Here is a 25,143-nt window from a genome sequence, read left to right as displayed (position 1 = left end):
CGCGCCTGGTCAAGGGTGCCAGGTGCTGATGAAGGAAGGCGTGTTGGTCGAGGCGGCGCCCGCCAGGCTGTAGGAAAGCTGATTGGCCGAACCCATCACGTCCTGTGCCATGGCGGTGAGTTGCTCTTCGGACAGACGCGACGCCGGGCCCGAGATGCACACCGAGCCGAGCAGCCGCCAGTTGAGTCCGAACACCGGTGCCGACACCGTTGCGACGCCCTTCTCGCGCTCGCCGATGGACAGGTGGTAGCCGCGCGCACGGATGGTTTCGTAGACCGCGCCAGCCTCGCCTGAAAAAGCCAGGATGACCCGGCCCGGCGAGCCGCGGTTCAGCGGCAGCGCCTCGCCCATGCGTGCGTGGTGGCGCAGCGGATGCGGGCCTTCAACCCGCACAAGGCATGTGCGGAAATCGCCTTCCCGCACGTAGAACGCCGCGCTTTCGCCGGTCAGCCGGGTCAGGTCACGCAGCATCGGCTCGACCACGTTCTGCATGTCGAATGCCGACTGGTAGCGTGCGCCCAGCCAGCCCGATGCCGGCCCCAGGCGCCATTCGCCGTCCTCGCGCTGGACCATGTAGCCATGCATGGCCAGCGTGCGTGCGATGCGCAGCACGGTGGTCTTGTGCAGGCCGCATCGGCGGCTCAATTCCGCCAGGCTGAGTTGCGCCTCGCCCAGTGCAAAAGCCCCCAACAACTGCACGGCCCTGGCCACCGCGACGACGCTGCCTGTGCTCGGTTCACCGGGCGACGCCGGACCTTTTTCAGCTTCGGGTTTGCCCTTAAATCCGTTTCGCATATTGACCCATGTTTCGACAGTCGAAACCATATTGTATGGATTGAAACGCCTAACTACAGTCCGGGCACGGCTGCACAGCGACAGCCACCCACCCTTTATCGGAGACAAAATGACCGTACGCACGACCCTCGGCCGCCGCGCCTGCCTGATAGCCGCTGCCATGGCGGTGAGCGCCTTTGCGACCCCTTCTGCGTTTGCGCAAGGTGCCTACCCGAACAAGCCGATCCGCCTGGTCGTGCCCTTCCCACCCGGCGGCGGCACCGACCTGATTGCCCGCACCGTGGCACAGAAGCTGACCGAGACGCTGAAGTGGACGATCGTCATCGACAACCGCCCGGGCGCCGGCGGCAACCTGGGCGTGGACCAGGTTGCCAAGGCACCGGCCGACGGCTACACGCTGGTGATGGGGCAGACCAGCAACCTGGCGATCAACCCGGCGCTGTATTCCAAGCTGCCCTACGACCCGCTCAAGGACCTGACGCCCGTGGTGCTGGTAAGCAATTCGCCCATCGTCTTCGCGGTGTCCGAATCGTCGCCCTACAAGACCTTTGGCGATGTGGTCGCCGCGTCCAAGGGCAAGCCCGGCAAGCTCACGCTGGGTTATTCAGGCAACGGCACGGTGGCTCACCTGTCGAGCGAAATCGCCGAGAACGCGGCCGGCATCGAGTTGCAGCATGTGCCGTACAAGGGCGCCGCACAGGCGTTGACCGACCTGGTCAGCGGCCAGATCGACATTTACGCATCCTCCATCCCGACGCTCATCGGCCAGATCCGCAACAAGAAGATCCGCGCACTGGCGGTGACCTCGACCAAGCGCTCCGAGCAACTGCCCGACACGCCCACGCTGGCCGAGGCGGGCTACAAGAATTCCGATGCCGTCTCCTGGTTCGGCATCCTGGCGCCTGCCGGCACGCCGGCGGCCATCGTCAAGACCCTCAACACCGAAATCAACAAGGTGCTGCAGAACCCGGATTCCGCCTCCAAGCTCAAGGCCGACGGCGGCGACGTGATGGGCGGTACGCCGGAAGCCTTCGCTGCGCTGCTCAAGGCCGACCTTCCGCGTTGGGGAAAGATCGTCAAGGAATCGGGCGCGACCATCGACTGATGGCCTCTGAAGCACGCGCCCCCATGCCCCGGACGATCGAAGCCCCATGGCTGAAAGTGCCATTCTCCGACGGCACAGCGCCGCCGCAGACGGCGCTGCCGGCGGGGGCCTGCGACTGCCATGTGCATGTGTACGACGCGCGCTTCCCTGCAACGCCCGATGCCCGGCTGCTGCCGCCCGACGCGTCGGTGGACGACTACCGTCTGCTTCAGCGGCGCATCGGCACCGGTCGCGTCGTGCTGGTCACGCCTTCCACCTACGGCATCGACAACCGCTGCATGCTCGCCGGCCTTGCGGCGCTCGGCGATACCGCACGCGGGGTGGCCGTGCTCGACGAAACAGTGTCCGACGAGGCGCTGCAGACGCTGCACGCCCTGGGCGTGCGCGGCATCCGTTTCAACCTGTCGCTCGGCGCACACCCGCCCGCCGGGTCGCTGCGTCCGATGGCCGAGCGCATCGCGCCGCTGGGCTGGCACCTCCAGTTGCTGGCACCGCCCGACACGCTGCTGGCGCTGGCGCCGGTGCTGCGCGATCTGCCGGTGGCACTGGTGTTCGATCACCTCGGGCGCATCGCGCCGGCCGACGCCGGCCGGCATGCCGCGCATGCGCTGGTGCTCGACCTGCTGCGCAAAGGCCGCGCCTGGGTGAAGCTGTCGGGCGGCTACATCGTCAGCGCGACGCACCGCGCCGACGACGCCGCGCTCGACGCGCTGGCGCGCAGCTACCTGGAGGCCGCGCCCCACCGCGTGGTCTGGGGCAGCGACTGGCCGCATGCCACCGCATCCGCCGGCCGGCATCCCATGCCGGACGACGCGGTGCAGGTCGACGCCCTCGCACGTTGGTGCGGCGACGAGGCCACGTTGCGCCGCGTGCTGGTGGACAACCCCGTCGCCCTGTACGGCTTCACACCGGTCCGCCCGGCCTCCCTTTCCTGACGAGACAAGCGACATGAACATCAAAGACACAGCCACGCCCATCTCCCGCCGCCACGTGCTCGCACTGGCCGCCGCAGCCAGCCTCACCGCCATGGCGCCGCTGGCGCACGCGCAGGGCCAGTGGCCCACCGGCAAGGTGATCACCTGGGTCGTGCCGTACCCTCCGGGTGGCAGCACCGACGTGCTGGGCCGCAGCGTGGCACAGCACATTTCCGCCGGGCTCGGCACCAACGTGATCGTGGACAACCGCGCCGGCGCCACCGGCACCATCGGTGCGGCCTACGTGGCCAAGTCGGCACCCGACGGCTACACGCTGCTGGGCACCTCGATCGGCCCGCAGGCCATCGCGCCGCACCTGATGGGCAAGCTGCCCTACGACCCGATCGCCGGCTTCGAGCCGGTGGTCACCATCGGCACCATCCCGCACATCCTGGTGGTCGGTGCGAAGCAGCCTTTCAAGACCGTGGCCGAGCTGGTCGCCGCAGCGAAGGCGCAGCCAGGCAAGCTGGCCTACGCCTCCGGCGGCAGCGGCACCATCCTGCAGATGCAGGGGGAGCTGCTGAGCCAGCAGACGGGCGCGAAGTTCATCCACGTGCCCTACAAGGGCGACACCCCCGCATTGCAGGACACCCTGGGCGAACAGGTGCAGTTCATGTTCGCGCCCGTGGCCGCCGCGTTGCAGCACGTGCAGAGCGGCAAGCTGCGCGCCCTGGCCGTGACCTCTGCCGCGCGCCTGAAGTCACTGCCCGACGTGCCGACCATGGGCGAGTCGGGCATGACGAACTTCGTGGTCGAGCAATGGCAGGCGGTCTTCGCACCGGCCGGCACGCCCGCCGATGTGGTCGGGCGTCTCAACGCCGAGATCAACAAGGCGCTCAAGAGCGCCGACATCGTCGCGCTGGCCAACCGCCTGGGCGTCACCCTGGTCGGCGGCACGCCCCGCCAGCTCGGTGATCTGCAGAAGGCCGACTCCGCCAAGTGGGCCCAGGTCATCCGCGACGGAAACATCAAGCTCGACTGAGCTTGCGCCGCCGCACTCCCGTTTTTCCTTCTCCATTTCCGACCGTCTACCTACAGGACCATCCCATGAGCCAGCTCCCAGAAATCATCCGCGACATCGAACGTGTCGCCCCCGAAGTCGTCGCCCAGGCGAAGACCTTCCAGGCCGCCATCCTGGCCGACGTGGCGGGCCGCCGCGGCACCATGCACGCGCGTGTCGCGCCGGTGGACAAGCAGATGATCGTCGCCGGCCCGGCGTTCACCGTCGAAGTGCGCCCCGGCGACAACCTGATGATCCACGCCGCGATCGCCCTGGCCCAGCCCGGCGACGTGCTGGTCATCGACGGCAAGGGCGACCAGACCGCCGCGCTGATGGGCACGCTGATGCTCAGCGCCTGCAAGAAGCGCGGACTGGCTGGCGTGATCGTCGATGGCGCGATCCGCGACAAGCTGGAAATCCTCGAACTCGACTTCCCCGTCTTCAGTGCCGGCTTCAACCCTGCCGGCCCGACCAAGTACGTGCCCGGCCGCATCAACCACCCGATTTCCGCGGGCGGCATCACCGTGAACCCGGGCGACCTGGTCGTCGGCGACGCCGATGGCGTGACGGTGATCGAGCGCGCCAAGGCGCCCGGCATGATGGACCTGGCCGTGAAGAAGGTGGCCGACGAAGCCGCGCGCCTGGACGCCATCGGTCGTGGCGATACCGCCAGCAAATGGCTGCCCGCGGCCCTGCGCGCGGCCGGCGTGCTGAAGGAAGGCGAATCGCTGTGAGCGCCCTGCCCGAATCCGTTGCCAAGCGGCCCGTGGTGCTGGTCACCGGCGCCGACCTCGCGCCCCAGGCGCTGGCGCTGCTCGACGGCTACAACGTCGTCTACGCCGGCAAGACGCCGACGGCCGACGACATCGTGGCGCTGTGCCATGCCCATGACCCGGTCGCGGTCATCGTGCGCTACAACGGCGTCAACGCCGCCGCCATGGACGCCGCACCGTCGCTGAAGGTGATCTCCAAGCACGGCAGCGGCACCGACACCATCGACAAGACGGCGGCCGCCGCGCGCGGCATCGCGGTGCGCGCGGCCATCGGCGCCAACGCTGCCGCGGTGGCCGAGCAGGCACTGGCGCTGCTGCTGGCCTGCGCCAAGTCGGTCACGCAGCTCAACGAGCGCATGCACGCCGGCCACTGGGACAAGGCCACGCACAAGAGCCTGGAGCTCGGCGGCCGCACCATCGGCCTGGTGGGCCTGGGCGCCATCGGCCAACGCTTCGCGAAGATGTGCGACGCCATGGGCATGAAGGTCATCGGCTTCGACCCGTTCGCGAAGGACCTGCCCGACTACATCCAGGTGGTGGACATGGAAACCCTGTTCCGCGAATCGGACGCGATCTCCCTGCATTGTCCCCTGACCGACGAGAACCGCGGCCTGCTCAACGCCTCCAGCCTGTCGCGCTGCAGGAAGGGCGTGATCGTGGTCAACACCGCGCGCGGCGGCCTGATCGACGAACCCGCGCTGCTGGCCGCCGTGCAGAGCGGCCAGGTGCGCGCCGCCGGGCTCGACAGCTTCGCCGTCGAACCGCTCGCGGCCGACAACGTGTTCAAGGACCTGCCGGGCTTCATCCTGAGCCCGCACATCGGCGGCGTCACGAGCGACGCCTACGTGAACATGGGCACCGCCGCGGCGCGCAACGTGCGCTCGGTGATCGAGGGCGTAGAGCCCTCGGCCGTCGCCTGAACGGGCCCGCAGCCCGACAGCGCCGACCCAGGCTTCCGCAGAGGAGCCGGGCGGCATCCGAACACCGAAGGAGACACGAGATGCATTTCACCGCTCGCACCACTGCCGTCCTGGCCTTGCTCGGCCTCGCCGCCTTCGCGCCCTTCGCGCAAGCGCAGGCCAACTATCCGACCAAGCCGATTCGCCTCGTCGTCGGCTTCCCGGCCGGCGGACCGACCGACGTGGTCGCCCGGGCCTTCGGCGACTTCGCCTCGCGCGCGCTCGGCCAGCCCATCGTGGTCGACAACAAGCCCGGCGCCAACACCATCCTGGCGGCCGAAGCCGTGGCCTCCGCGCCGCCCGATGGCTACACCCTGCTGCTGGGCGCGCTCAACCACACAATGATCCCGGCGCTCTACAGCAACCGGGTCAAGTTCGACGCGCTGCGTTCCTTTGCGCCGGTGTGTTCGCTGGCCGTCAGTCCGACGGTGCTCGTGGTGGGGCCGTCGATGCCGGTCAAGACCTTGTCCGAATTCCTGCAGGCAGTGCGCGCGAACCCCGGCGAGCGCACTTACGCGACGCCTGGCAGCGGCAGCGGCGGGCACTTCGCCAGCGAGCAGTTCAACAGCCTGGTCGGAACGCGCATGAACCACATTCCGTACAAGGGCGCCGCACCCGCTGTGACCGACCTGATGGGCGGCCAGGTGGACAGCTCCTTCGCCACGCTCGGCTCGGTACTTCCGCAGGTGCAAAGCGGCAAGCTGCGCGCACTGGCGGTGGCGTCGCCAAAGCGCTCGCCGCTGCTGCCGGATGTGCCGACCTTCGAGGAATCGGGCGTCAAGGGCTACTCGGCCGATGCCTGGTACGGCCTGCTCGCGCCGGCCGGCACGCCGCCCGAGATCCTGGCGAAGCTGACCCAGGTGTCCGGCGACTTTGCCCGCGCGCCATCCACCGCCGAGAAGCTGCGCGGCCTGGGCATGCAGCCGCAGAACACCTGCGGCGGCGCCTTCACCTCGCAACTCGACAACGAAATCAAGGCCGCCACCAAGACGGCCCGCGGGCTGAACCTGAAGCTCGAATGAGTCGCCGCGATCGGCCTGCCGATTCCCGTCGACAACCACCCGTTGCGCTGTTCACCGATACGAGAAAGATCGAGACATGAAAAAGATTCTGAACTCCCTGGTCGTGGCCTGCGCCGTGATCGCCGGCGCCGCGCATGCGGCCTTCCCCGAGCGCACGATCACGATCGTCGTCCCCTACGCGCCCGGCGGCGCCGCCGACGCGCTGGCCCGCCAGCTTGGGGTGCGCATGGGGGCCAAGCTGGGCACCAGCGTCATCATCGACAACCGTCCGGGCGCGAGCGGCACGATCGGCCAGGCCTTCGTCGCGCGCGCACCGGCCGATGGCTACACCATGCTGTACGACGCGACGCCGTTCTCCATCAACCCCTCGCTCTACGCGAACCTGAGCTTCACGGGCAAGAGCTTCCAGCCGCTGTCGCTGGTGTCGCTCTCGCCCAACGTGCTGATCGTGCGCAAGGAGTCGCCGATCAAGGACCAGAAGGACCTGGTCGCCAAAGCCAAGGCCGAGCCCGGCAAGCTCACCTTCGCCTCGGGCGGCAGCGGCACGGTGCAGCGCCTGGCGGCCGAGTTGTACCGCCAGGGGCTGAACCTGGACATGCTGCACGTGCCCTACAAGAGCGGCGGCCCGGCGATCTCCGACGTGATGGGCGGCCAGGTCGACTTCATGTTCGGCACGCTGGCCGCGAGCAATCCGCTGGTGAGCTCGGGCAAGCTGCGCGCCCTCGCCATCTCCTCGCCCAAGCGCTCCCCTCTGCTGCCCGACGTGCCGACCGTGGCCGAATCCGTGCTGCCCGGCTACGAAGCCTACGAATGGAACGGTCTGCTGCTGCCCGCAGGGACGCCCGACGCCGTGGTGCAACAGTTGCACAAGGCGGTCGCCGAATCGCTGCAGGACGAAGAGCTGAAGAAGCGTTTCGCCGACATGGGCGCCCAGCCGGTCGGCAACACGCCCGCCGAGTTCGCCGACTTCCTGCAGAAGGAATCGGCCAAGTGGTCGGCCGTGATCCGCAAGGGCAACATCAAGGTCGACTGAATGAGGCTCTCCCCCAGTCTTCGCGCACTGCGTGTCGCTGCGCCAACCCCCTCGCCGGGGGCAACACCGGCGGCCCGGCAAAGCCGGTTCCGCGGTGTTCCTGGCTTCGGTCATGTCGGATTCAACTGAGGTGGCGAGCATCGTCGTCCCGCATTCGGCCGGCACCGCGGCGCCCGCACGCGCGCTGCCGGCGGGCGCTTGCGACAGCCACATGCACATCTTCGATCCGCGCTTCCCGCCGTCGCCGCACTGGCGTCGCACGCCGCCGGTGGCCGACGTGCCGGCCTACCGGCTGCTGCAGCAGCGCATCGGCACGACGCGCACCGTCGTCGTCACGCCGTCGACCTACGGCGTGGACAACCGGTGCACGCTGGCCGCGCTGGCGGAACTCGGTCCGCAGGCACGCGGCGTGGCGGTGGTCGATGCGGACATCGATGCCGCCGAGCTGCAGCGCCTCGACCGGCACGGCATCCGCGGCCTGCGCGTCAACTTCTACAGCCCGCAGTCCTGGGGCCTGACCACGCCGCAGATGCTGACCACGCTGGCGGACAAGGTCGCCGCGCTCGGCTGGCACGTCCAGGTGCTGGCGCGGCCGGGCACGCTGGTGGAACTCGCGCCGGTGCTGCGGTCGCTGCCGGTACCGCTGGTGATCGACCATCTCGGGCTGATCGGCTCGATGGACGGCGCGGACGGCGACGCTTTCGCGTCGGTGCGCGCGCTGCTCGACGGCGGCCGAACGTGGATGAAGCTCTCCGCCCCGTACATCGAGGCGGACGCCGGTGCGCCGGGTCATGAAGCCAAGGACGCGGTGGCGCGAGCGCTGCTGGCCGTGGCGCCCGAGCGCATGCTCTGGGGCAGCGACTGGCCCCACACCGTCGCGTCGGCCGGCAGCATCGACGACGCGCAACTGCTCGACCGGTTCCGCAGCTGGTGCGCCAACGACCAGCAGATCGACCGCATCCTCGTCGACAACCCCGCCGCCCTGTACGGCTTCGACTGACCCCACCGACCTCACGACACCGCCATGTTCCTGCTCCAGCCACCCCAGGTCGCCGACCTCCAGCCCTTCACCCGCCTGCCGGACCGGTTCCGCGAGCGCCAGCACAGCGACTGGAGCCGGGCCAACCGGGGCGGCCATCCGACGGAGTCCTTCCTCGAAGGCCCCGTGGTCGACGACCAGGGCAACCTGTATGTGACCGACATTCCGTTCGGCCGCATCTTCCGCATCGACGCAGCGGGCGAGTGGACGCTGGTCGCCGAGTACGACGGCGAACCCAACGGCATGAAGCTGATGGACGCGCACACCCTGCTCATCACCGACTACAAGAACGGTCTGATGCGACTGGACATCGCCAGCGGCCGGGTCGAGCCCTGGCTGGAGCGCCGCAACAGCGAACGCTTCAAGGGCGTGAACGATCTGGTCTTCGACAGCCAGGGCAACCTGTACTTCACCGACCAGGGGCAGACTGGCCTGCACGACCCCACGGGCCGCCTGTACCGGCTGCGCCCCTCGGGCCAGCTCGACCTGCTCCTGGGGAACGTGCCCAGCCCCAACGGCGTGGCGCTGTCGCCGGACGAGAAGGTGCTGTACCTCGCGGTGACGCGGGGCAACTGCGTCTGGCGCGTGCCGCTGCTCGTGGACGGCAGCGTCTCCAAGGTGAGCCAGTTCTTCACCTCCTACGGCGCCAGCGGCCCCGACGGCCTGGCCGTGGATCAAAGCGGCCGGCTGCTCGTGGCCAACCCGGGCCTGGGCTACGTTTGGGTGCTGAATACCCGCGCCGAGCCCGAACTGGTGCTGCGCGGCGCGCCCGGCGCGTCGATCACCAACCTGGCCTTCGGCGGGCCCGGGCGCGGCACGCTGTACGTCACCGACTCGACCCACGGCGCGGTGCTGCGCGCGGAGCCGGGCGTGCCGGGGTTGGCGCTGCATCGCGCGGCGGCAGGGAGCAGGTAGCGCCATGGCCACCGACACCATCGTCGTCACCGAAGCGAAGATCCATCCGGACGCCGTCGCCCTGCTGGCTGGCTACCGGCTGGTTTACACCGGCGCCAAGTTCACGCAGGACGAACTCGTCGCGCTGTGCGAGCGCGCGCAACCGGTCGCGATCCTCGCGCGCTACGGGCGGATCGATCGCCGCGTGCTGTCGGCCTCGCAGCGCCTGAAGGTGGTCGGCCGCCACGGCGTCGGCATGGACGCCATCGACCAGCAGGCCGCGCGCGAACTGGGCATCGCGGCCGTCGCCGCCATCGGCTCCAACAGCCAGGCCGTCGCCGAGCACGCACTGGGCCTGATGCTGGCCTGCGCGCGCCGCATCCCCTGGCTGGACCGGCGGATGCATGACGGCCACTGGGACAAGGCCGGCTACATGGGGCTGGAACTGTCGGGCGCGACGCTCGGCATCGTCGGCTGCGGCTCGATCGGTGCGCGGGTGATGCGCTTCGCCCTGGCCATCGGCATGAACGTGCGGGTGTGCGATCCGTACATCGAGCCGTCCACCTTGCCCCCAGGCGTCGTCCTGTGCGCGCTGGAAGAACTGCTGCCGCTGTGCGATGTGCTCTCGCTGCATTGCCCGCTGGACGACACCACCCGCGGCCTGCTGGATGCGCGCCGGCTCGGCCTGCTCAAGAAGAACGCCATCGTCATCAACACCGCCCGCGCCGGGCTGATCGACGAGGCAGCGATACAGGCCCGGCTCCGGGCCGGCCACCTGCAGCTGGGCATGGACTGCTTCGCGGTCGAGCCGATGGCCGAAGACTCGCCGTGGCTCGGCACCCCGAACGCGGTCCTCACGCCCCACATCGGCGGCACCACCGACGGCGGGCTGCGCGGCATGGCCGTCGGGGCGGCGGAGAACATCCTTCGGCATCTCGGGCGCCCGGAAACCCGCGAAGCCGGCGCTGCAGGCTGACGCCGGCCCCGCCCAAGGCAGCAGTGTAGACTGGCGGGTTTTTCGACCCGGCGGTATGGTGCAAGTGTCAAGGCGCGCAGGTTTCACCGGTCCGGCGCTCATTCGCTTGCTCGCTCGACTGGGGGACACCGACGTCCCCGAATCCCGACAATCCTTTGCGGACCGACTCAGCCAATGGCTGCGTTGGACGGATGCGATCGCGCTGTCGACGGCGCTCGACGGCGGCCTGATGGCTGCACCCGCCGGCGCCCGCGCGGCGTCGGTCGGTGCCGAAGAGGCCGAATGCCTGCGGGTGCGCACGATGTTGATGAACGACATCGCCGAGGACTTCGCCACCCCGCCCGGCAAGGTGTCCCGCCATGCGCCGGCCCTTGCGCCCGATGCGTCGATGAGCGCGAGCAGCGCCTTTGCGCCCTATCGGCGGCGCTACCTCACCCGGCAGCAGGCGATGGTCACGCGCATCGCCCCCTTGCGCAGCAGGGTGCGTGCCGCGCTGGCCACGCGATCGCCCGACATGGCGCGCCTGGCTGCGGTGGATGGGGTCATGGAACAGGCGTTGGGTGCACGCGAGCACGCGCTGCTGGCCACGGTGCCCACGCTGCTCGAAAGGCATTTCGCGCGCCTGAGGTCGGCCCACGACGGCGAGCGCGCCGCGCCTGCCGAAGGTGCTGCAGAGCCGCCGGAACACGTGCCCGGCCCGAGCGCACTGCCCGACGGCGCTTGGCTGGACGCGTTCTGCCAGGACATGCAGGGCGTGTTGCTGGCAGAACTGGATATTCGATTGCAACCGGTCGAAGGGCTCCTCGATGCCCTTCGCATGAAGTGAACTGAACGACGCACAACGCATGACCCGACTTCTTCATTACATCGCCTTCGTGCTGGGCCTGGCGGCCATCTCCTGGGTCGCCATCGGCTACATCGGCTCGAATCCGCTGGCACTGCTCATCACCTTGCTGATCGGCGCCTTCTATCTGATGGGTGCCGCCGAACTGCGCCGCTTCGACCAGGCGACAGCCACCCTTGCACGCGCCGTTTCCGACATGCCGGCCGCACCGCCGAGCCTCGGGCCCTGGCTCGACACGCTGCACCCGTCGCTGCGCAACGCGGTGCGCCTGCGCATCGAAGGCGAACGCGTCGGCCTGCCCGGCCCTGCCCTGACGCCGTACCTGGCCGGCCTGCTCGTGCTGCTGGGCATGCTGGGCACCTTTCTGGGCATGGTGGTCACGCTCAACGGCACCGGCCTGGCGCTCGAAAGCGCGTCGGACCTGCTGGCCATCCGCTCGTCGCTGGCCGCACCCGTGCGTGGCCTCGGCCTGGCGTTCGGCACCTCGCTGGCCGGCGTGGCCGCCTCGGCCATGCTCGGCCTGGTGTCGGCCCTGTGCCGCCGCGACCGGCTGCAGGCCGCCCAGTTGCTCGACACGAAGATCGCAACCACGCTGCGCGTGTTCTCGCTGGCCCATCAGCGCGAAGCCTCGTTCCGGCTGCTGGAGCAGCAAGGCCAGTTGATGCCCGCGCTGGTCGACCGGCTGCAACGCATGATGGACGCGATGGAACACCAGAGCGCGGCGCTCAACGAACGCCTGCTCGCCAGCCAGGACGGTTTCCACGGCAAGGCCGAGACCGCCTACGCAAGCCTGGCCGCCTCGGTCGACCGTTCGCTCAAGGAGAGCCTGACCGAAGGCGCCCGCATCGCCGGCGCGACCATCCAGCCGGTGGTCGAGGCCACCATGAGCGGCATCGCGCGCGAGACGGCTGCGCTGCACGGCACGGTGGCGCAGGCCGTCGAACGGCAGCTCGACGGCCTGTCGAGCCGGCTGGAGGCCACCACCGCCAACGTCGGCGAACTCTGGAAGGCCGCACTCGCCGAACAGCGGCACACGAACGCGGCCCAGGCCAGCGACCTGCGCGGTGCGCTCGACCAGTTCACGACGACCTTCGACCAGCGCTCGTCGGCCTGGGTCGACGGCGTTGCGGCCCGGCTCGAGCGCACGGTCGGCAGCGTGGCCGATACCTGGCAGGGCGCGCTGGCGCAGCACGAGCGCACGAGCCAGGCGCTGTCGGGCGACACGCAGCGCGCGCTGGTCGCGGCGGCGGCCACCTTCGAAGGGCATGCCGCGTCGCTGCTGCGCACGGTCGACCAATCGCACGCCGGCCTGCAGGCCGAGCTTGCGGCGCGCGACACCCAGCGCCTGACGGCCTGGACCGATGCGCTGGCAGCGATGGCCGCATCGCTCCAGCAAGAATGGCAGGCAACCGGCGCGCGCACCGCCGCCCAGCAGGAGGCCGTTGGCAAGACGCTGGCCGACACTGCCCGCGAGATGGCGGCACAGACCGACGCGCACGCGCGTGCCACCATCGCCGAAGTCGCCCAGCTCATGCAGACCGCGGCCGAAGCACCGCGCGCCGCAGCCGAGGTGATCGTCGAGCTGCGCCAGAAGCTGGCCGACAGCATGGCGCGCGACAACGCGATGCTCGACGAACGCAGCCGCATCCTGGGCACGCTGGAGACCTTGCTCGATGCGGTGAACCACGCGTCCACCGAACAGCGCACCGCCATCGACGCCCTGGTCACCACCTCGGCCGACCTGCTCGACCGCGTGGGCAACCGCTTTACCGCGCAGGTCGATGCCGAAACCGGCAAGATGGCCGAGGTCACTGCGCAGATGACGGGCAGTGCCGTTGAAGTGGCCAGCCTGGGCGAGGCCTTCGGTGCGGCAGTGCAGCGCTTCGGCGAATCCAGCGACAAGCTGGGCGCACAGTTGCAGCGCATCGAAGGCGCGCTCGGCAAGTCGATGGCACGCAGCGACGAGCAGCTCGCCTACTACGTGGCACAGGCCCGCGAAGTCATTGACCTGAGCATCATGTCGCAAAAGCAGATCGTCGAAGACCTGCAGCAGCTCGCCACCCGCCAGCACGCGGCTGTGGGCAGCGACGCATGATGACCGAGGACTTCGACGCCGGCCTTGAATCCGCCGTGCCGGTGTGGGCGGTCTTCGGCGACCTGATGGCCGGGCTGCTGGGCGCCTTCGTGCTGATCCTGGTCTGCGCGCTGGGCATCCAGCTCGAGCTCGCCACGCAGCTCGAATCCGAGGTCAAGCAGCGGCAGGCCGAGACACAGCGCCTGCAGACGCTGGAAAAAGCGCTGGCCACACCGCTGGCGGCCGGCCGCGTGACGCTGACCAACGGACGCATCGGCATCAACGGCAGCGTGCTGTTCGCGCTCAATTCGGCCGAGTTGCAGCCCGAGGGCCGGCAGCTCCTCAAGAGCCTGACGGCGCCGCTGACGGCCTACCTGCAATCGCGCAACGAGATCCTGATGGTCAGCGGTTTCACCGACGATCGCCAGGTGCGCGACGGCAACCGCCGCTTCGCCGACAACTGGGAGCTGTCGGCGCAGCGCGCGCTCACGGTGACGCGCGTGATGATCGAGGAAGGCATTCCGTCGGCGCTGATCTTCGCTGCCGCCTTCGGTTCCGAGCAGGCGGTGGCGTCGAACGCCGATGCCGAGGGCCGATCGAAGAACCGTCGCGTGGAGATGGCGCCCACGCCCCGTCCGTCGGCGTCGCCTGCCAAGCCGCGGGAGTAGGCGATGGACGTGGTCGCACGCACGGACGAAGACAAAGCGGAGGCCACGCTCGACGCCTGGCGTGCGCGCGGCGGCGAGCGCCTGGACCCGGTGCGCTTTCGCCTGATCGAAGCCATGGCGCGCCGCGCTGCGGGGCACCGGGGCGCCGCGCGGCGCGTGCTGGACGCCAGGCTCGCCACCCTGATGGCGGCGTATGCCCAGGCGCTGGAGAAGATGCCGGCGGCAACCGCGGCGCCCGCTCCTGCGCGACACAAGGCCGCTGCGGCGCCGCCTCCATCGCGTGGCCCGCTCGCAGAACTGGTCGACCACATCGCCCGGCAGTCGTCCGGGTTGCCGAACGATGTCGGTGACGGCTTGAGGACGGCGGGCACGGTGCCCGAGCTGAAAACGCTGAGCTACTTCCGCAGCACTTGGTCCCGGCTCAGTGCCGATCGCCGCTGGGTGCAGTCGCTGGCCGCGGTACCGGAGAACGCCGGCCCGCTGAACTCGCACCACCTGCTGCACCGCTCGCTCACACTCATGCGCGAGCTTTCGCCGGCGTACTTCAACCAGTTCATGTCCTATGCGGACGCACTGCTGTCGATCGAGCAGATGCACGGGTCGGGCGGTGTGTCGGCCGGCACGGAGACGCCCCGCGCCGAGGGTGCCAAAGTAGCCAAATCGTCCAAAGGCGACAAGTCCGATAAAGCCGACAAGGGCCCCACGGGCGCCAGGAAGACCGTGCGCCCAAAGTCCGCGTGAGGCACCCGGCGCGCCCGCAGGCCACGCCGCAGTCTCGTCAAGCTCAATAAGGCAGCGCGAAGCCGTTGCGCCCGGCGTTGATACGCTGCACCGTCGGCTTGCCATTCACCACCTGGGCAGTCAACGACACGCTGGCGCCGGGCACCAGCAGGCTGCGGTCGCCCGGACGGAAGGTGACGACCGGCGCATCGGCCGGCACCACGACGGTCTTCTCGCCATCCTTGTATTTCAGGCGCAGCGTGCGGCCGGTTGGCGCCTCCGCCAGGTCGGCCACGGTCGCGTTGGTCATGGTGCTGTCGGGCTGCAGGTCGAAGGGCCTGTGGCCTTCGCCAAGCCCTCGCGCGGATTCCGGAAACACCGTCACGGCAATCGCGCGCTGCGTGCCGTCCGGCATCGGCGTGGCGGCTGTGCCGATGAAGCTGCCGGGCCGGATGTCACCGAGTGCAATCGGGTAGACCTCCTGCACCACCAGCTTGTCGGCGATCGCCAGTGCCACGGTGTCGCCGCCACTGCGCACCTTCACGGTCAGCGTGTTGGGCGTCACGGCCTGCACGGTGCCACGCAGGCGCACCACGGGCTCGGCCACCTGCGCGGAGGCAACGGTTGCGACTGCGGACAAAACGAAAGTGGAGAGTAACAAGCGCATGAAACATGACCTCGAAAAGGGATGCTTCATGATGTCACGATACGCCCCGGCGCGTCTGCCCCAGCTCACAACGCAATGCGAAAGCGCAACTCCGGCGTCCCGCCCAAGCTGGCAAGCTTGTCGAAGCGTTCCACCAGAACGCCACCGTTGGCCTCGATGACACGCTGCGACGCGATGTTGTCCGGACTGGTCGTGATCTCGACATAAGACAGACCTGCCGACGGTGCCTCCAAAAGCATCGCGCGCAGGGCCTGTGTCGCATAGCCGCGCCTGTGCTTCCAGGGCACAACGGCATACCCGATGTGGCCCAGGCAGTAGTCCGGCAGCGCGTTGGAGCCACGCTGCCAACGCAGCGCAATGCTGCCGCAGAACTCGTCGTCCCACATCCAGCGCCGGTAACCCGGCAGCTTCGGCACTGTGCCGCCGTCAGGCAAGTGCACGGGCGGCCCCTTGGCGTCGCGATCGATCAGACCGTCAAGGAAGCCCGACGGGTCGGCCTGGATGGCGGCCAGTTCTTCCTGTGCGGCCTCGGGGCGCAGATTGTTGGGAGACCATCCGCGCTCCAGCGCCGCCACATAGCTCGGCAGGTACAGCGGCGAAGGCCAGACCAGCTGCATCGGAGCCAATGCCGATGCCATCGATGGGTGGCTGGATTCGCTCATGCCAGCAACTCCCCCACGATCAGCGCCCAGTGCGCGGCCTCCACCGGCATCACCGACAGCCGGTTGCCCTTGCGCAGCACCACCATGTCGGCCAGTGCAGGCACGGCGCGCAGTTCGGGCAGCCCGAGCACCCGGGTCTTGCGCACGGCCTGCACGTCCAGCAGCAGCCAGCGCGGATCGTCGAGCCGGGACGTGGCATCGAAGTACGGCGATGCCGCGTCGAACTGCGTCGGGTCGGCCCGCGTGCCCGACGCGACGCGCGCGATGCCGACGATGCCAGGCTCGGCGCAGCTGGAGTGATAGAACAGCACGCCGTCACCGACCCGCATGGCGTCGCGCATGAAGTTGCGCGCCTGGTAGTTGCGCACGCCGGTCCACGCCACGGTGGCATCGGGCGCGGCCAGCGCATCGTCGATCGAGCACTCGTCGGGCTCGGACTTCATCAGCCAGTAGCGGGGAGCGGGGGGCACGGCGGCTTCCTCGAGCACACGGGTCATTCGATGATCGCGCGGCGCACGTCTTCCTGCAGGCTGCGCAGGTGGGCGCGCATGGCATCGCGCGCCGCACCGGCATCGCGCGCACGCAGGGCGCGGATGATCTCGCCGTGCTCGTCGTGGTTCTCGCGCTGGCGATGCAGGGGACTGTGCAGGCGGAACAGGCGTGCGTTCACGCGCAGCTCCTCGACCAGCCGCGGAAAGACGACGTTGCCGCTGGCGCCGGCGATGAGCACGTGAAAGCGATCGTCGAAATGCCAATGCTCGGTTTCGTCGTGCTCGCCGGCATTGAGCGCTTCGACCTCGCGCGCCAACTGGTCGAGTTCGGCATCGGACACCTTGCCCACGGCCAGCCCGATGGCTTCGCATTCGATGACCTCACGCGCCCGCATGCAGTCGAAGTACTCCTTGGTACCGAGCGCGCGCACCGCGTAGGAACGCGCATCGCGCCGCACCAGCAGGCCTTCGCCGGCCAGGCGCACCAGCGCCTCGCGCATGGGGGTGCGCGAGATGCGCAGATCGTCGGCCAGACGTGCCTCCTGCAGCGGGCTGCCCGCGGGAATCTGCCGATCGAGGATCAGGCCGCGCAGGCGTTCATACGCCTGTTCGGCCAGGCTGGCCGAACGCACGTCGAGCGGCGCGATGGTGATGGTGGCAGGCTGGGCGGGACTGGGAAGGCTGGGCATGCGGGCGTTTTTTTCCGAAAGCGGATTCAAAAGCTTAGCAGGCTGGCTGAGCGAGCCGCCTGCACCGCCCTGCCCTGCGGCCTCAGCGGGAAGCGAGCGCACCCGCGTCCGTGGCCGGTGCGGCGGCGGCCGAACTGGTGCGGTAGGCACGGCCGTAGTGGCGCTCGATGCGCCGCTGGACGAAGTCCCACGCCGTGGTCATCAGCAGGTAGTACAGCGCCGCGACCACGAACAATTCGAGCACCATGAACTTCTCCTGGATCAGCACCTGTGTGCGGCGCAGCAGCTCTTCCATGGAGATGACCGAGGTGACGGAGGTGGTCTTGAGCAGGCCGTTGATGCTGTTGCCCAGCGTCGGCACGATCAGGCGCATGGCCTGCGGCATCACGACGAAGCGCATCGACTGGCTGGCACTCAGCCCGACCGCGCGGGCCGCATTCACCTGTCCCGCGGGCACGCCCTGGATGCCGCCGCGGATGACCTCGGCCAGATAGGCCGCCTCGTTGAGGATCAGCCCGAGCAGTGCCGACTCGACCACCGAGAGCTTGAGCCCCAGTTGCGGCAGGCCGGTGTAGATGATGATGAGCTGCACCAGCAGCGGCGTGCCGCGGAACACCCAGATGTAGAAGTGCGCCGGGGCGTGCAGCCACAGCCGGCTCGACAGCCGGGCCAGTGCGAGTGCGCCGCCCAGCACCAGCCCGCCGGCGATGGAGGCGAGCGTCAGCCACAGCGTGGTGATCGCTCCCTGCAGGATGTAGGGGTTGACCAGGTAGTCGGCGAACCCCTGCCAGTTCCAGCCTTGTGCCATGGACGATCAGGCCGCAGGGCCGCGCACCAGCACCGGGCCGTCGGTCGACTTCACGCCGTATTGGTCGAGCAGCTTCTGGAAGCTGCCGTCGGCCTTCATCGCGTTGAGCACCTTGGCAACGGCTTCGGCCAGATCCTTGTTCTTGGTGGCCAGGGCCACCGGCGTGGGGAACAGGCCGCTGAGGACTCGGTCGAAGTCGCCGCGCTTCTGGTATTCGGCCGCGGTGGAGTCGATCGACAGCGCCACCTCGACCTGGCCTGCGCGCAGCGACTGGAACGACATGGCGAAGTTCTCGAAGGTGCGGATGTTCATACCCTTCATGCCCTTGTCGGTGAGCTGCTTGTCGAGCTCGCGCGTCTTGCGCTCCTCGAAGCCGCCGATCTCCACGCCGATGGTCTTGCCCGACAGGTCTTCAGGTCTGGCGATCTTCAGCGGGTTGCCCTTGGCCGTGCTGATGCTGATCGCCTGGTCTTCGTACTGCAGCATCTGCATGATCTTGGCGCGCTCCTCGGTGTAGAAGATGCCGGTGTTGATCATGTCCCAGCGGCCGGCCTGCAGGCCCGGCACCATGGCCGAGAACTCGATGCGAACGTACTCGGGCGTCAGGCACAGGCGCTTGGCGATCATCTCGCCCAGCTCCACGCGCATGCCCTTGAGCGTGCCGGTGGCATCGACGAACTGCATCGGCGGCAGCGTCGGGTTGACCGACATCGTGAGCGTGCCCTTCTTGACAAGGGCCGCGTCGGGCACGGGCGACTTGCAGGCCTGTGCGTTCGCGCTGCCCATGCAGAAGACGAAGAACGCAGCGGCCGAGACGAGGGCGGGAAGCAGTTTCATGGCGGTTCCTGGGAAAAGTGAAAGACTGGGAGGACGGAAAGGCAGGTGGATGCGGCGGGACGGAGGGGACGGCGCTCAGGTGGCGTTCAGGCAGGGATCGAATCGAGCAGCCCGAGCCTGTCGAGCGCGGCGCGCAGGTCGCGCGCATCGGCCTCGGGCAGCGGCAGGCGGGGCGCCCGTGGCTGGCCGACCGGCAGGCCCATCATCCCCAGGCCGTCCTTGGACGCAGCCACGTAACGATGGCCACCGACCCAGCGGACGATGGGCAGCATTTCCTTGTAGAGCGCCAGCGCGGCGGGCATGTTGCGCTCGTCGGCCACCAGCTCGAACAGACGCGCCGACATCTTCGGGATCAGGTTGGAGCACACCGCCACCCAGCCCTGTGCACCCAGCCAGAACGACTCGTAGCCGAGGATGCCGGCAAACACCGTCATGCGGTCGCCGCACAGCTCGATGATGTCCCGCACGCGCGTCACCTCCAGCGTGGACTCCTTGATGTAGCTGCAGTTGTCGATGCGCGAGAGGCGCGCGACCAGCTCGGGCTTGAGGTCGACGTTGGCCGTCGCCGGGTTGTTGTAGACCATGATCGGCACGTTGATCGCCTCGCCCACCTTGCGGTAGTGGGCGAACAGCTCATCGTCGGTGGGCGAGCTGTAGAACGGCGGAATGATCATCACGCCGTCAGCGCCCATCGATTCGGCCTCGCGGCTCAGCCGCACGCACTCATCGGTCCATTCGGCGCCGGTGCCGATCAACACGGGCACACGTTTTGCTGCAGTGGTGATGCAGGTCTCGATCACCAGGTTGCGCTCCTCGGGGTCGAGCGACAGGAACTCCCCCGTGCTGCCCAGCGGGATCAGCCCGTGGATGCCCTCTTCGATCTGCCAGTCGACCAGCTTCTTGAGCGCTGGCACGTCCACGTGCTTGCCGTCGGCGGTCAGCGGGGTGATGAGCACCGTGTAGGTGCCACGAAAAGCGGCCATGAAGCGTCCTCGGGTCTGAATTCGGATGACGGAATTAACGTATACATGTAGTATACGTATACCGAATACGAAGTCAAAAATCTTTTTGTCCCGCCTGTCCCACCCCTCCATCGCCGCCAGCGGCCAGCCCATCCGCTTCTGGTACGACGGCCAGCCGATCGACGCGCTGGACGGCGAAACCATCGCCGCCTCGCTCACCGCCGCCGGCATCGCCCCCTTGCGGCCCACGCGTGGCGGCGAACGCCGCGGCATCTATTGCGGCATGGGCGCATGCTTCGAATGCCTGGTCACGGTCGACGGCCAGGCCAGCCAGCGCGCCTGCCTGACCAAGGCGGCCGATGGTCAACAGGTGCGCTCGGCCATGCCCGCCGGCACGGCCGACGATCCGCTGCGCGCCCTCACCCCGCCTGCCGATGCCGAACCGGCCACGCTGGCTTGCGACGTGCTGGTGATCGGTGCCGGGCCGGCGGGTCTGGCCGCCGCGCTGGCTGCGCGCCGCGCGGGTGCGCAGGTCATCGTGCTCGACGAGCGCCCGCAGAGCGGCGGCCAGTTCTACAAGCCGCTGGCGCCTTCGCATCAGGCCGCCACCCCGGCCGATCGGCAGTTCGCCGAGGGCCTGGCGCTGGAGCGCGAGGTGCGCGCGTCGGGCGTGGTCGTGCACCAGGGCGCGCAGGTGTGGGCGGCTTTTTCGCCGACCGAGGTCGGCGCGCTCCTCGGCGGGCGCGCCCATGTCGTCACCTGCGGCCAGTTGGTGGTGGCACCGGGTGCCTACGAGCGTCCGGTGCCCTTCCTGGGATGGACGCTGCCCGGCGTGATGACCACGGGTGCGGGCCAGACGCTGGCACGCGCCTACCGCGTGGCGCCCGGCCAGCGCGTGCTGATCGCCGGCAACGGCCCGCTCAACCTGCAGCTCGCCGCCGAACTGGTCGCCGGCGGTGCCCATGTGGTGGCCGTGCTCGAATCGGCTGCACGGCCCACGCTGCGCGATGCCCGCGCGCTGATCACCGCGGCGCGCACCGCGCCCGATCTGTTGTGGCAAGGCTGGCATTACCTGCGCACCTTGCGCGCGCATGGCGTGCCGGTGCTGTGGCGACATCAGGTGACTGCGGCCACCGGCACTGACCGCGTGGCCGGCGTCGTGGCCACCGCGCTCGACGCGGCCGGCCGGCCCGAGGGTGCGCCGCTGTCCTTCGATGCCGACACGCTCTGCCTGGGCTACGGCTTCATTCCATCGACCGAGCTCGCCCGCATGCTGGGCTGCGCGCACCGCACGGTCGATCGCCATGTCGGCCACCTGGCCACCATCACGCGCGAAGACGGCGCCACCAGCCTGCCCGGCGTGTTCGTGGTCGGCGACGGCGCTGACCTGGGCGGCGCGCGCGTGGCGCTCGCACGCGGCGCCCTGGCCGGTGCCTCGGCCGCACGGGCGCTCGGGCTGGTCGCCGAGGCGTCGCCCGTCACGCTCGCCCAACTGCATCAGGCCGAACGCTTCCAGCAGGCGCTGTGGTCGCTCTACGCGGCGCCGCCGGTGTCGCTGGCCTGCGTGAGCGACGGCACGCTGCTGTGCCGCTGCGAAGACATCACCTTCGGATCAGTGCGGGCGCAGATCCGTGCCGGCCGCGACACGCTGGCCGCGCTCAAGCGCAACACGCGCCTGGGCATGGGCCGCTGCCAGGGCCGCTACTGTGCGGTGACAGCCGCACGCCTGGTCGGCGAGATGACGGGGCGTGCACCGGAGCCCGACCAGTACTTCGCTCCTCGCCCGCCCGCACGCCCGGTGCCCGCGGGTGCCCTCGGTTTCGAGAAGCCCGAGTGGGGCGGCCACAAGCCGGCCATCACCCCCAACCTGGCACGCCCCGTCGTGCACGGCGCACTGCCTGCAGCGCAGCAGGCCGACGTCGTGGTGATCGGCGCGGGCGTGCTCGGTGCCTGCCTGGGCTACTACCTCTCGAAGGCCGACCAGGACGTGATGGTGATCGACCGCGACGAACTCAACCTGCAGGCCTCCGGCGCCAACGCGGGCAGCCTGCACGTGCAGTTGCTGTCCTTCGACTTCGGCGCCAAGGCGCAGCAGGGCGGCGGCCCGGCGGCGGACACGCTGCCGCTTGGGCCGATGTCGGTGCGCCTGTGGCAGGAGATCGAAGCCGACTGCGGCGAAGACCTGGAGATCAAGATCACCGGTGGGCTGATGGTTGCCGACAGCGAGGCTGGCATGCGCTTCATCGAAGCCAAGGCTGCGCTCGAGCGCAGCCGCGGCATCGACGCGCACGTGATCGACGGCGCCGAACTGCGCCGGCTTTCACCCGCGCTGTCGGGCGCCTTGCTGGGCGCCGAACTCTGCCCGATGGAAGGCAAGATCAACCCACTGCGCGCCACTTATGCGGTGGCGGCGCGCGCCGCGCGACGCGGTGCACGCTTCGAGCGAGGCTGCAATGTGACGGCCATCGAACGGCTGCCGGGCAACGCGGCCGGGTTCCTGGTGCAGACCTCGCGCGGACCGATCCGCGCCGGCCGCATCGTGAACGCGAGCGGCGCCTGGTCGAGCACCGTGGGCGACATGCTCGGCGTGCGCATTCCGGTGAAGGGGGCACCGCTGCAGATGATCGTGACCGAACCCGCCCCACCGCTGGTCGATCACCTGATTGCGCATGCCGACCGCCACCTGAGCCTCAAGCAGGCGGCCAGCGGAGGCCTGATCATCGGAGGCGGCTGGACGGCCGCCTTCGATGCAGGCATGCGCCTGAACCGCGCCGAACGCGCGAGCATCGAGGGCAGCCTGTGGGTAGCGCGCGGCGTGCTGCCGGCCGTCAGTGGCCTGCACATGGTGCGCAGCTGGGCCGGCATGAACGTGAACATCGACGGCGCGCCGATCCTGGGCGACGTGCCGGGCGTGCCGGGCTTCTACAACGCGGTCACTTCCAACGGCTACACGCTCGCACCGATCGCGGCCTGGCTCGTCACCCAACTGATGGTGCACGGCCACGCCGACGTCGACCTGCGGCCGTTTCGCATCGACCGCTTTCTCTGACCTCTTCCCTCTTCAGCATTCTTCCAAGGAGCCCGCGCGTGATCGAGATTCAACAGGTGAGCAAATGGTATGGCGACTTCCGCGTCCTGACCGGCTGCACCACCACCATCCGCAAGGGCGAGGTGGTCGTGGTGTGCGGCCCGTCAGGCTCGGGCAAGTCGACGCTCATCAAGTGCGTGAACGCGCTGGAGCCCTTTCAGAAGGGCATCATCAAGGTCGATGGCGTGTCGGTCGGCGACCCGAAGATCGACCTCAATGCGCTGCGCGCACGCGTGGGCATGGTGTTCCAGCACTTCGAGCTGTTCCCGCACCTGTCGATCGAGCAGAACCTGTCGCTGGCGCAACGCAAGGTGTTGAAGCGCTCGGCCTCGCAGGCGCGCGACAAGTCGCTTGCCTTGCTCGAACGCGTGGGCATGCAGGCGCATGCGCACAAGTACCCGTCGCAGCTCTCGGGCGGTCAGCAGCAGCGCGTCGCCATCGCCCGGGCGCTGGCGATGGACCCCATTGCCATGCTGTTCGACGAGCCGACCTCCGCGCTCGACCCGGAGATGGTCACCGAGGTGCTCGACGTCATGGTGAGCCTGGCCCGCGACGGCATGACGATGATGTGCGTCACCCATGAGATGGGCTTTGCCCGCAAGGTGGCGAATCGCGTGATCTTCATGGATGGCGGCAGCATCGTGGAAGACTGCGCCAAGGAAGAGTTCTTCGGCAACACCGCCGCGCGCTCCGACCGCGCGCAGCAGTTTCTCTCAAAGATCCTGCAGCACTGAACGCCAGTTCAGGCGCGCCCCGCCGCCACCCGCAGCGACCGGCGCTGCGCCGAGAGCGACCACCAGAAGATGCCGAAACCGGCGACCGCCAGCAGCGCGCCGACCCAGCCGGTCGACGTCCAGCCCAGGCCGGCGCTGATGGCCATGCCGCCGAGCCAGGCGCCCAGCGCATTGGCCATGTTGAAGGCCGAATGGTTGAGCGCGGCGGCCAGCGTCTGCGCGTCTCCGGCGACGTCCATCAGGCGGATCTGCAGCGCCGGGCCGATGGCCACCGTGGTGCCGATCAGGAACACATTGATGCCCATGGGCACGAGGTAGTGCGCGCTGAAGCTGAAGGCCGTGAGCACCACCACCGCATACAGCAGCAGGCCGCCGATGGTGCGCATCAACGACTTGTCGGCCAGGCGCGATCCGATCAGGTTGCCCACCACCATGCCCAGGCCGAACAGCGCCAGCACGACCGGCACGCCGCCCACCGCCAGGCCCGTGACTTCGGTGAGCGTCGGCTTGATGTAGCTGAACACCGAGAACATGCCGCCAAAGCCGATGGCCGCGATGCCCAGCGTGAGCCAGACCTGCTTGCGCTTGAAGGCACCCAGTTCGCGCATCGGGCTGGCGCCAGCAGCCGCCGGCATGTCGGGAATGGCACGGTGCAGCAGCACAATGGCCAGCGCCGCGATCAGGCCGACGAAGACGAAGGCCGCGCGCCAGCCGAAGAGCTGGCCGAGCCAGGCCGCGATCGGCACGCCCACGAGCGTGGCGCCCGTGAGCCCGAGCATCACCATGCCGACCGCGCGCGCCCGGCGCCCGGGAGGTGCCAGCGTGGCAGCCACCAGCGCGGCCACGCCGAAGTAAGTGCCGTGCGGCAGCCCGGTCGCAAAGCGCAGCAGGTTCAGCGACAGGTAGCCCGGCGCCAGCGCGCTGGCAAAGTTGCCGACGGCGAAAAAGGCGATCAGCGCGATCAGCAGCGCTCGCCGATGCCACCCGGCGGCCAGCACCGCGAGCACAGGCGCGCCGATGACGACGCCCAGCGCGTAGGCGCTGATCACGTGGCCCGCCTGCGGAATGCTCACGCCGATGTCGCGCGCGACCTCGGGCAGCAGACCCATGATGACGAATTCGCCCGTGCCGATGGCGAAGCCGCCGACGCCCAGGGCCAGCACGGCCTTGATCAGGGTGCGGTCGCGCTCGGCGTCGGTCACGGGCGACAAGGGCGAGGAGGACGCCGTGGGGCCCGAAGAGCCTGGCGGGACGGGCGTGGAAGCGCTGGCGGGATTCATCGAATGTGCAATGGCTGGCGAATGGGTGATTACCCTGATACCGCGACCG

At 69.1% G+C, this 25,143-nt stretch carries 25 protein-coding genes; 16 read left to right on the top strand and 9 right to left on the bottom strand.

Annotation, left to right across the window (positions count from 1 at the left end):
• Window positions 1-9 precede the first annotated feature (9 nt).
• On the bottom strand, window positions 10-795 hold the full coding sequence (locus J2W36_RS01015; RefSeq protein ID WP_307687792.1) for an IclR family transcriptional regulator: 786 nt from the start codon (window positions 793-795) through the stop codon (window positions 10-12).
• A gap of 109 nt (window positions 796-904) precedes the next feature.
• On the opposite strand from J2W36_RS01015, the gene J2W36_RS01010 reads away from it, so the two are divergent.
• The 14 genes from J2W36_RS01010 (at window position 905) to J2W36_RS00945 (ending at window position 14,897) form a co-directional block, all read left to right on the top strand.
• A complete protein-coding gene (locus J2W36_RS01010) occupies window positions 905-1,900 on the top strand; it encodes a Bug family tripartite tricarboxylate transporter substrate binding protein (protein ID WP_307687791.1) in 996 nt (331 codons plus the stop codon).
• A gap of 23 nt (window positions 1,901-1,923) precedes the next feature.
• Window positions 1,924-2,835, top strand: a complete 912-nt coding sequence (locus J2W36_RS01005; protein WP_307687790.1) for an amidohydrolase family protein — start codon at window positions 1,924-1,926, stop codon at window positions 2,833-2,835.
• A gap of 13 nt (window positions 2,836-2,848) precedes the next feature.
• Complete coding sequence (locus J2W36_RS01000) at window positions 2,849-3,856, top strand: Bug family tripartite tricarboxylate transporter substrate binding protein (RefSeq protein WP_307687789.1); 1,008 nt, start codon at window positions 2,849-2,851, stop codon at window positions 3,854-3,856.
• Window positions 3,857-3,921: 65 nt separating this feature from the next.
• Window positions 3,922-4,608: an RraA family protein gene (locus J2W36_RS00995; protein WP_307687788.1), complete on the top strand. Its 687-nt coding sequence runs from the start codon at window positions 3,922-3,924 to the stop codon at window positions 4,606-4,608.
• Entirely contained in the window at window positions 4,605-5,567 is a 963-nt protein-coding gene (locus J2W36_RS00990; protein ID WP_307687787.1) for an NAD(P)-dependent oxidoreductase, read from the top strand. The genes J2W36_RS00995 and J2W36_RS00990 overlap by 4 nt, the downstream gene beginning before the upstream one ends.
• Window positions 5,568-5,647: 80 nt before the next feature.
• Window positions 5,648-6,628, top strand: a complete 981-nt coding sequence (locus tag J2W36_RS00985; RefSeq protein WP_307687786.1) for a Bug family tripartite tricarboxylate transporter substrate binding protein — start codon at window positions 5,648-5,650, stop codon at window positions 6,626-6,628.
• 76 nt (window positions 6,629-6,704) lie between these two features.
• A complete protein-coding gene (locus J2W36_RS00980; RefSeq protein ID WP_307687785.1) occupies window positions 6,705-7,661 on the top strand; it encodes a tripartite tricarboxylate transporter substrate binding protein in 957 nt (318 codons plus the stop codon).
• Window positions 7,662-7,773: 112 nt separating this feature from the next.
• Entirely contained in the window at window positions 7,774-8,661 is an 888-nt protein-coding gene (locus J2W36_RS00975) for an amidohydrolase family protein (RefSeq protein ID WP_307687784.1), read from the top strand.
• 24 nt (window positions 8,662-8,685) lie between these two features.
• The gene (locus tag J2W36_RS00970; protein WP_307687783.1) at window positions 8,686-9,615 is read left to right on the top strand and encodes an SMP-30/gluconolactonase/LRE family protein; all 930 of its coding nucleotides are present in this window, start codon (window positions 8,686-8,688) and stop codon (window positions 9,613-9,615) included.
• Between the two features lie 4 nt (window positions 9,616-9,619).
• Window positions 9,620-10,570: a hydroxyacid dehydrogenase gene (locus J2W36_RS00965; RefSeq protein ID WP_307687782.1), complete on the top strand. Its 951-nt coding sequence runs from the start codon at window positions 9,620-9,622 to the stop codon at window positions 10,568-10,570.
• A gap of 55 nt (window positions 10,571-10,625) precedes the next feature.
• On the top strand, window positions 10,626-11,396 hold the full coding sequence (locus J2W36_RS00960) for a DUF3348 domain-containing protein (RefSeq protein ID WP_307687781.1): 771 nt from the start codon (window positions 10,626-10,628) through the stop codon (window positions 11,394-11,396).
• A 19-nt stretch (window positions 11,397-11,415) separates the two neighbouring features.
• Window positions 11,416-13,509, top strand: a complete 2,094-nt coding sequence (locus tag J2W36_RS00955; protein WP_307687780.1) for a DUF802 domain-containing protein — start codon at window positions 11,416-11,418, stop codon at window positions 13,507-13,509.
• A complete protein-coding gene (locus J2W36_RS00950; RefSeq protein WP_307688020.1) occupies window positions 13,509-14,156 on the top strand; it encodes an OmpA family protein in 648 nt (215 codons plus the stop codon). Before J2W36_RS00955 ends, J2W36_RS00950 begins: the two co-directional genes overlap by 1 nt.
• 3 nt (window positions 14,157-14,159) lie before the next feature.
• A complete protein-coding gene (locus J2W36_RS00945; RefSeq protein ID WP_307687779.1) occupies window positions 14,160-14,897 on the top strand; it encodes a DUF2894 domain-containing protein in 738 nt (245 codons plus the stop codon).
• A 43-nt stretch (window positions 14,898-14,940) separates the two neighbouring features.
• On the opposite strand, the gene J2W36_RS00940 is transcribed toward J2W36_RS00945, so the two are convergent.
• From J2W36_RS00940 to J2W36_RS00910, 7 genes are all read right to left on the bottom strand, one after another.
• Window positions 14,941-15,516 (bottom strand): hypothetical protein, encoded by a 576-nt coding sequence (locus tag J2W36_RS00940; protein WP_307687778.1) that lies wholly within the window; start codon window positions 15,514-15,516, stop codon window positions 14,941-14,943.
• 92 nt (window positions 15,517-15,608) lie between these two features.
• Window positions 15,609-16,205 (bottom strand): GNAT family N-acetyltransferase, encoded by a 597-nt coding sequence (locus J2W36_RS00935; RefSeq protein ID WP_307687777.1) that lies wholly within the window; start codon window positions 16,203-16,205, stop codon window positions 15,609-15,611.
• Entirely contained in the window at window positions 16,202-16,702 is a 501-nt protein-coding gene (locus tag J2W36_RS00930) for an EVE domain-containing protein (protein WP_307687776.1), read from the bottom strand. The genes J2W36_RS00935 and J2W36_RS00930 overlap by 4 nt, the downstream gene beginning before the upstream one ends.
• Window positions 16,699-17,385 carry a GntR family transcriptional regulator gene (locus tag J2W36_RS00925; RefSeq protein WP_307687775.1) on the bottom strand — a complete coding sequence of 229 codons (687 nt, stop codon included), beginning with the start codon at window positions 17,383-17,385 and terminating at the stop codon, window positions 16,699-16,701. Before J2W36_RS00925 ends, J2W36_RS00930 begins: the two co-directional genes overlap by 4 nt.
• A gap of 82 nt (window positions 17,386-17,467) precedes the next feature.
• Window positions 17,468-18,193 carry an amino acid ABC transporter permease gene (locus tag J2W36_RS00920; protein ID WP_307687774.1) on the bottom strand — a complete coding sequence of 242 codons (726 nt, stop codon included), beginning with the start codon at window positions 18,191-18,193 and terminating at the stop codon, window positions 17,468-17,470.
• 6 nt (window positions 18,194-18,199) lie between these two features.
• Complete coding sequence (locus tag J2W36_RS00915; RefSeq protein ID WP_307687773.1) at window positions 18,200-19,030, bottom strand: ABC transporter substrate-binding protein; 831 nt, start codon at window positions 19,028-19,030, stop codon at window positions 18,200-18,202.
• An 86-nt stretch (window positions 19,031-19,116) separates the two neighbouring features.
• Window positions 19,117-20,013, bottom strand: coding sequence for a dihydrodipicolinate synthase family protein (locus J2W36_RS00910; RefSeq protein ID WP_307687772.1), 897 nt, complete (start codon window positions 20,011-20,013; stop codon window positions 19,117-19,119).
• A gap of 25 nt (window positions 20,014-20,038) precedes the next feature.
• Between J2W36_RS00910 and J2W36_RS00905 the strand changes: the two genes are divergently transcribed.
• Together J2W36_RS00905 and J2W36_RS00900 are read left to right on the top strand one after the other, a co-directional pair.
• Complete coding sequence (locus tag J2W36_RS00905) at window positions 20,039-23,041, top strand: FAD-dependent oxidoreductase (RefSeq protein WP_370869230.1); 3,003 nt, start codon at window positions 20,039-20,041, stop codon at window positions 23,039-23,041.
• A 38-nt stretch (window positions 23,042-23,079) separates the two neighbouring features.
• Window positions 23,080-23,814, top strand: a complete 735-nt coding sequence (locus J2W36_RS00900; protein ID WP_307687770.1) for an amino acid ABC transporter ATP-binding protein — start codon at window positions 23,080-23,082, stop codon at window positions 23,812-23,814.
• A gap of 8 nt (window positions 23,815-23,822) precedes the next feature.
• Here J2W36_RS00900 and J2W36_RS00895 read toward each other — a convergent pair whose 3' ends face one another.
• Entirely contained in the window at window positions 23,823-25,094 is a 1,272-nt protein-coding gene (locus J2W36_RS00895) for an MFS transporter (protein WP_307687769.1), read from the bottom strand.
• Window positions 25,095-25,143: the final 49 nt, after the last annotated feature.

The sequence above is a fragment of the Variovorax ginsengisoli genome (genome assembly GCF_030811835.1).
In the GTDB taxonomy this organism is placed as follows: domain Bacteria; phylum Pseudomonadota; class Gammaproteobacteria; order Burkholderiales; family Burkholderiaceae_C; genus Variovorax; species Variovorax ginsengisoli_C.
This window is presented reverse-complemented; position numbering and strand designations above follow the sequence as displayed.

Excerpts from the sequence above, each read along its gene's own strand:
- J2W36_RS01015 (WP_307687792.1), bottom strand. The coding sequence starts at position 795 with ATGCGAAACGGATTTAAGGGCAAACCCGAAGCTGAAAAAGGTCCGGCG.
- J2W36_RS01010 (WP_307687791.1), top strand. The coding sequence starts at position 905 with ATGACCGTACGCACGACCCTCGGCCGCCGCGCCTGCCTGATAGCCGCT.
- J2W36_RS01005 (WP_307687790.1), top strand. The coding sequence starts at position 1,924 with ATGCCCCGGACGATCGAAGCCCCATGGCTGAAAGTGCCATTCTCCGAC.
- J2W36_RS01000 (WP_307687789.1), top strand. The coding sequence starts at position 2,849 with ATGAACATCAAAGACACAGCCACGCCCATCTCCCGCCGCCACGTGCTC.
- J2W36_RS00995 (WP_307687788.1), top strand. The coding sequence starts at position 3,922 with ATGAGCCAGCTCCCAGAAATCATCCGCGACATCGAACGTGTCGCCCCC.
- J2W36_RS00985 (WP_307687786.1), top strand. The coding sequence starts at position 5,648 with ATGCATTTCACCGCTCGCACCACTGCCGTCCTGGCCTTGCTCGGCCTC.
- J2W36_RS00980 (WP_307687785.1), top strand. The coding sequence starts at position 6,705 with ATGAAAAAGATTCTGAACTCCCTGGTCGTGGCCTGCGCCGTGATCGCC.
- J2W36_RS00975 (WP_307687784.1), top strand. The coding sequence starts at position 7,774 with ATGTCGGATTCAACTGAGGTGGCGAGCATCGTCGTCCCGCATTCGGCC.
- J2W36_RS00970 (WP_307687783.1), top strand. The coding sequence starts at position 8,686 with ATGTTCCTGCTCCAGCCACCCCAGGTCGCCGACCTCCAGCCCTTCACC.
- J2W36_RS00965 (WP_307687782.1), top strand. The coding sequence starts at position 9,620 with ATGGCCACCGACACCATCGTCGTCACCGAAGCGAAGATCCATCCGGAC.
- J2W36_RS00960 (WP_307687781.1), top strand. The coding sequence starts at position 10,626 with ATGGTGCAAGTGTCAAGGCGCGCAGGTTTCACCGGTCCGGCGCTCATT.
- J2W36_RS00955 (WP_307687780.1), top strand. The coding sequence starts at position 11,416 with ATGACCCGACTTCTTCATTACATCGCCTTCGTGCTGGGCCTGGCGGCC.
- J2W36_RS00950 (WP_307688020.1), top strand. The coding sequence starts at position 13,509 with ATGACCGAGGACTTCGACGCCGGCCTTGAATCCGCCGTGCCGGTGTGG.
- J2W36_RS00945 (WP_307687779.1), top strand. The coding sequence starts at position 14,160 with ATGGACGTGGTCGCACGCACGGACGAAGACAAAGCGGAGGCCACGCTC.
- J2W36_RS00935 (WP_307687777.1), bottom strand. The coding sequence starts at position 16,205 with ATGAGCGAATCCAGCCACCCATCGATGGCATCGGCATTGGCTCCGATG.
- J2W36_RS00930 (WP_307687776.1), bottom strand. The coding sequence starts at position 16,702 with ATGACCCGTGTGCTCGAGGAAGCCGCCGTGCCCCCCGCTCCCCGCTAC.
- J2W36_RS00925 (WP_307687775.1), bottom strand. The coding sequence starts at position 17,385 with ATGCCCAGCCTTCCCAGTCCCGCCCAGCCTGCCACCATCACCATCGCG.
- J2W36_RS00920 (WP_307687774.1), bottom strand. The coding sequence starts at position 18,193 with ATGGCACAAGGCTGGAACTGGCAGGGGTTCGCCGACTACCTGGTCAAC.
- J2W36_RS00915 (WP_307687773.1), bottom strand. The coding sequence starts at position 19,030 with ATGAAACTGCTTCCCGCCCTCGTCTCGGCCGCTGCGTTCTTCGTCTTC.
- J2W36_RS00910 (WP_307687772.1), bottom strand. The coding sequence starts at position 20,013 with ATGGCCGCTTTTCGTGGCACCTACACGGTGCTCATCACCCCGCTGACC.
- J2W36_RS00905 (WP_370869230.1), top strand. The coding sequence starts at position 20,039 with ATGACGGAATTAACGTATACATGTAGTATACGTATACCGAATACGAAG.
- J2W36_RS00895 (WP_307687769.1), bottom strand. The coding sequence starts at position 25,094 with ATGAATCCCGCCAGCGCTTCCACGCCCGTCCCGCCAGGCTCTTCGGGC.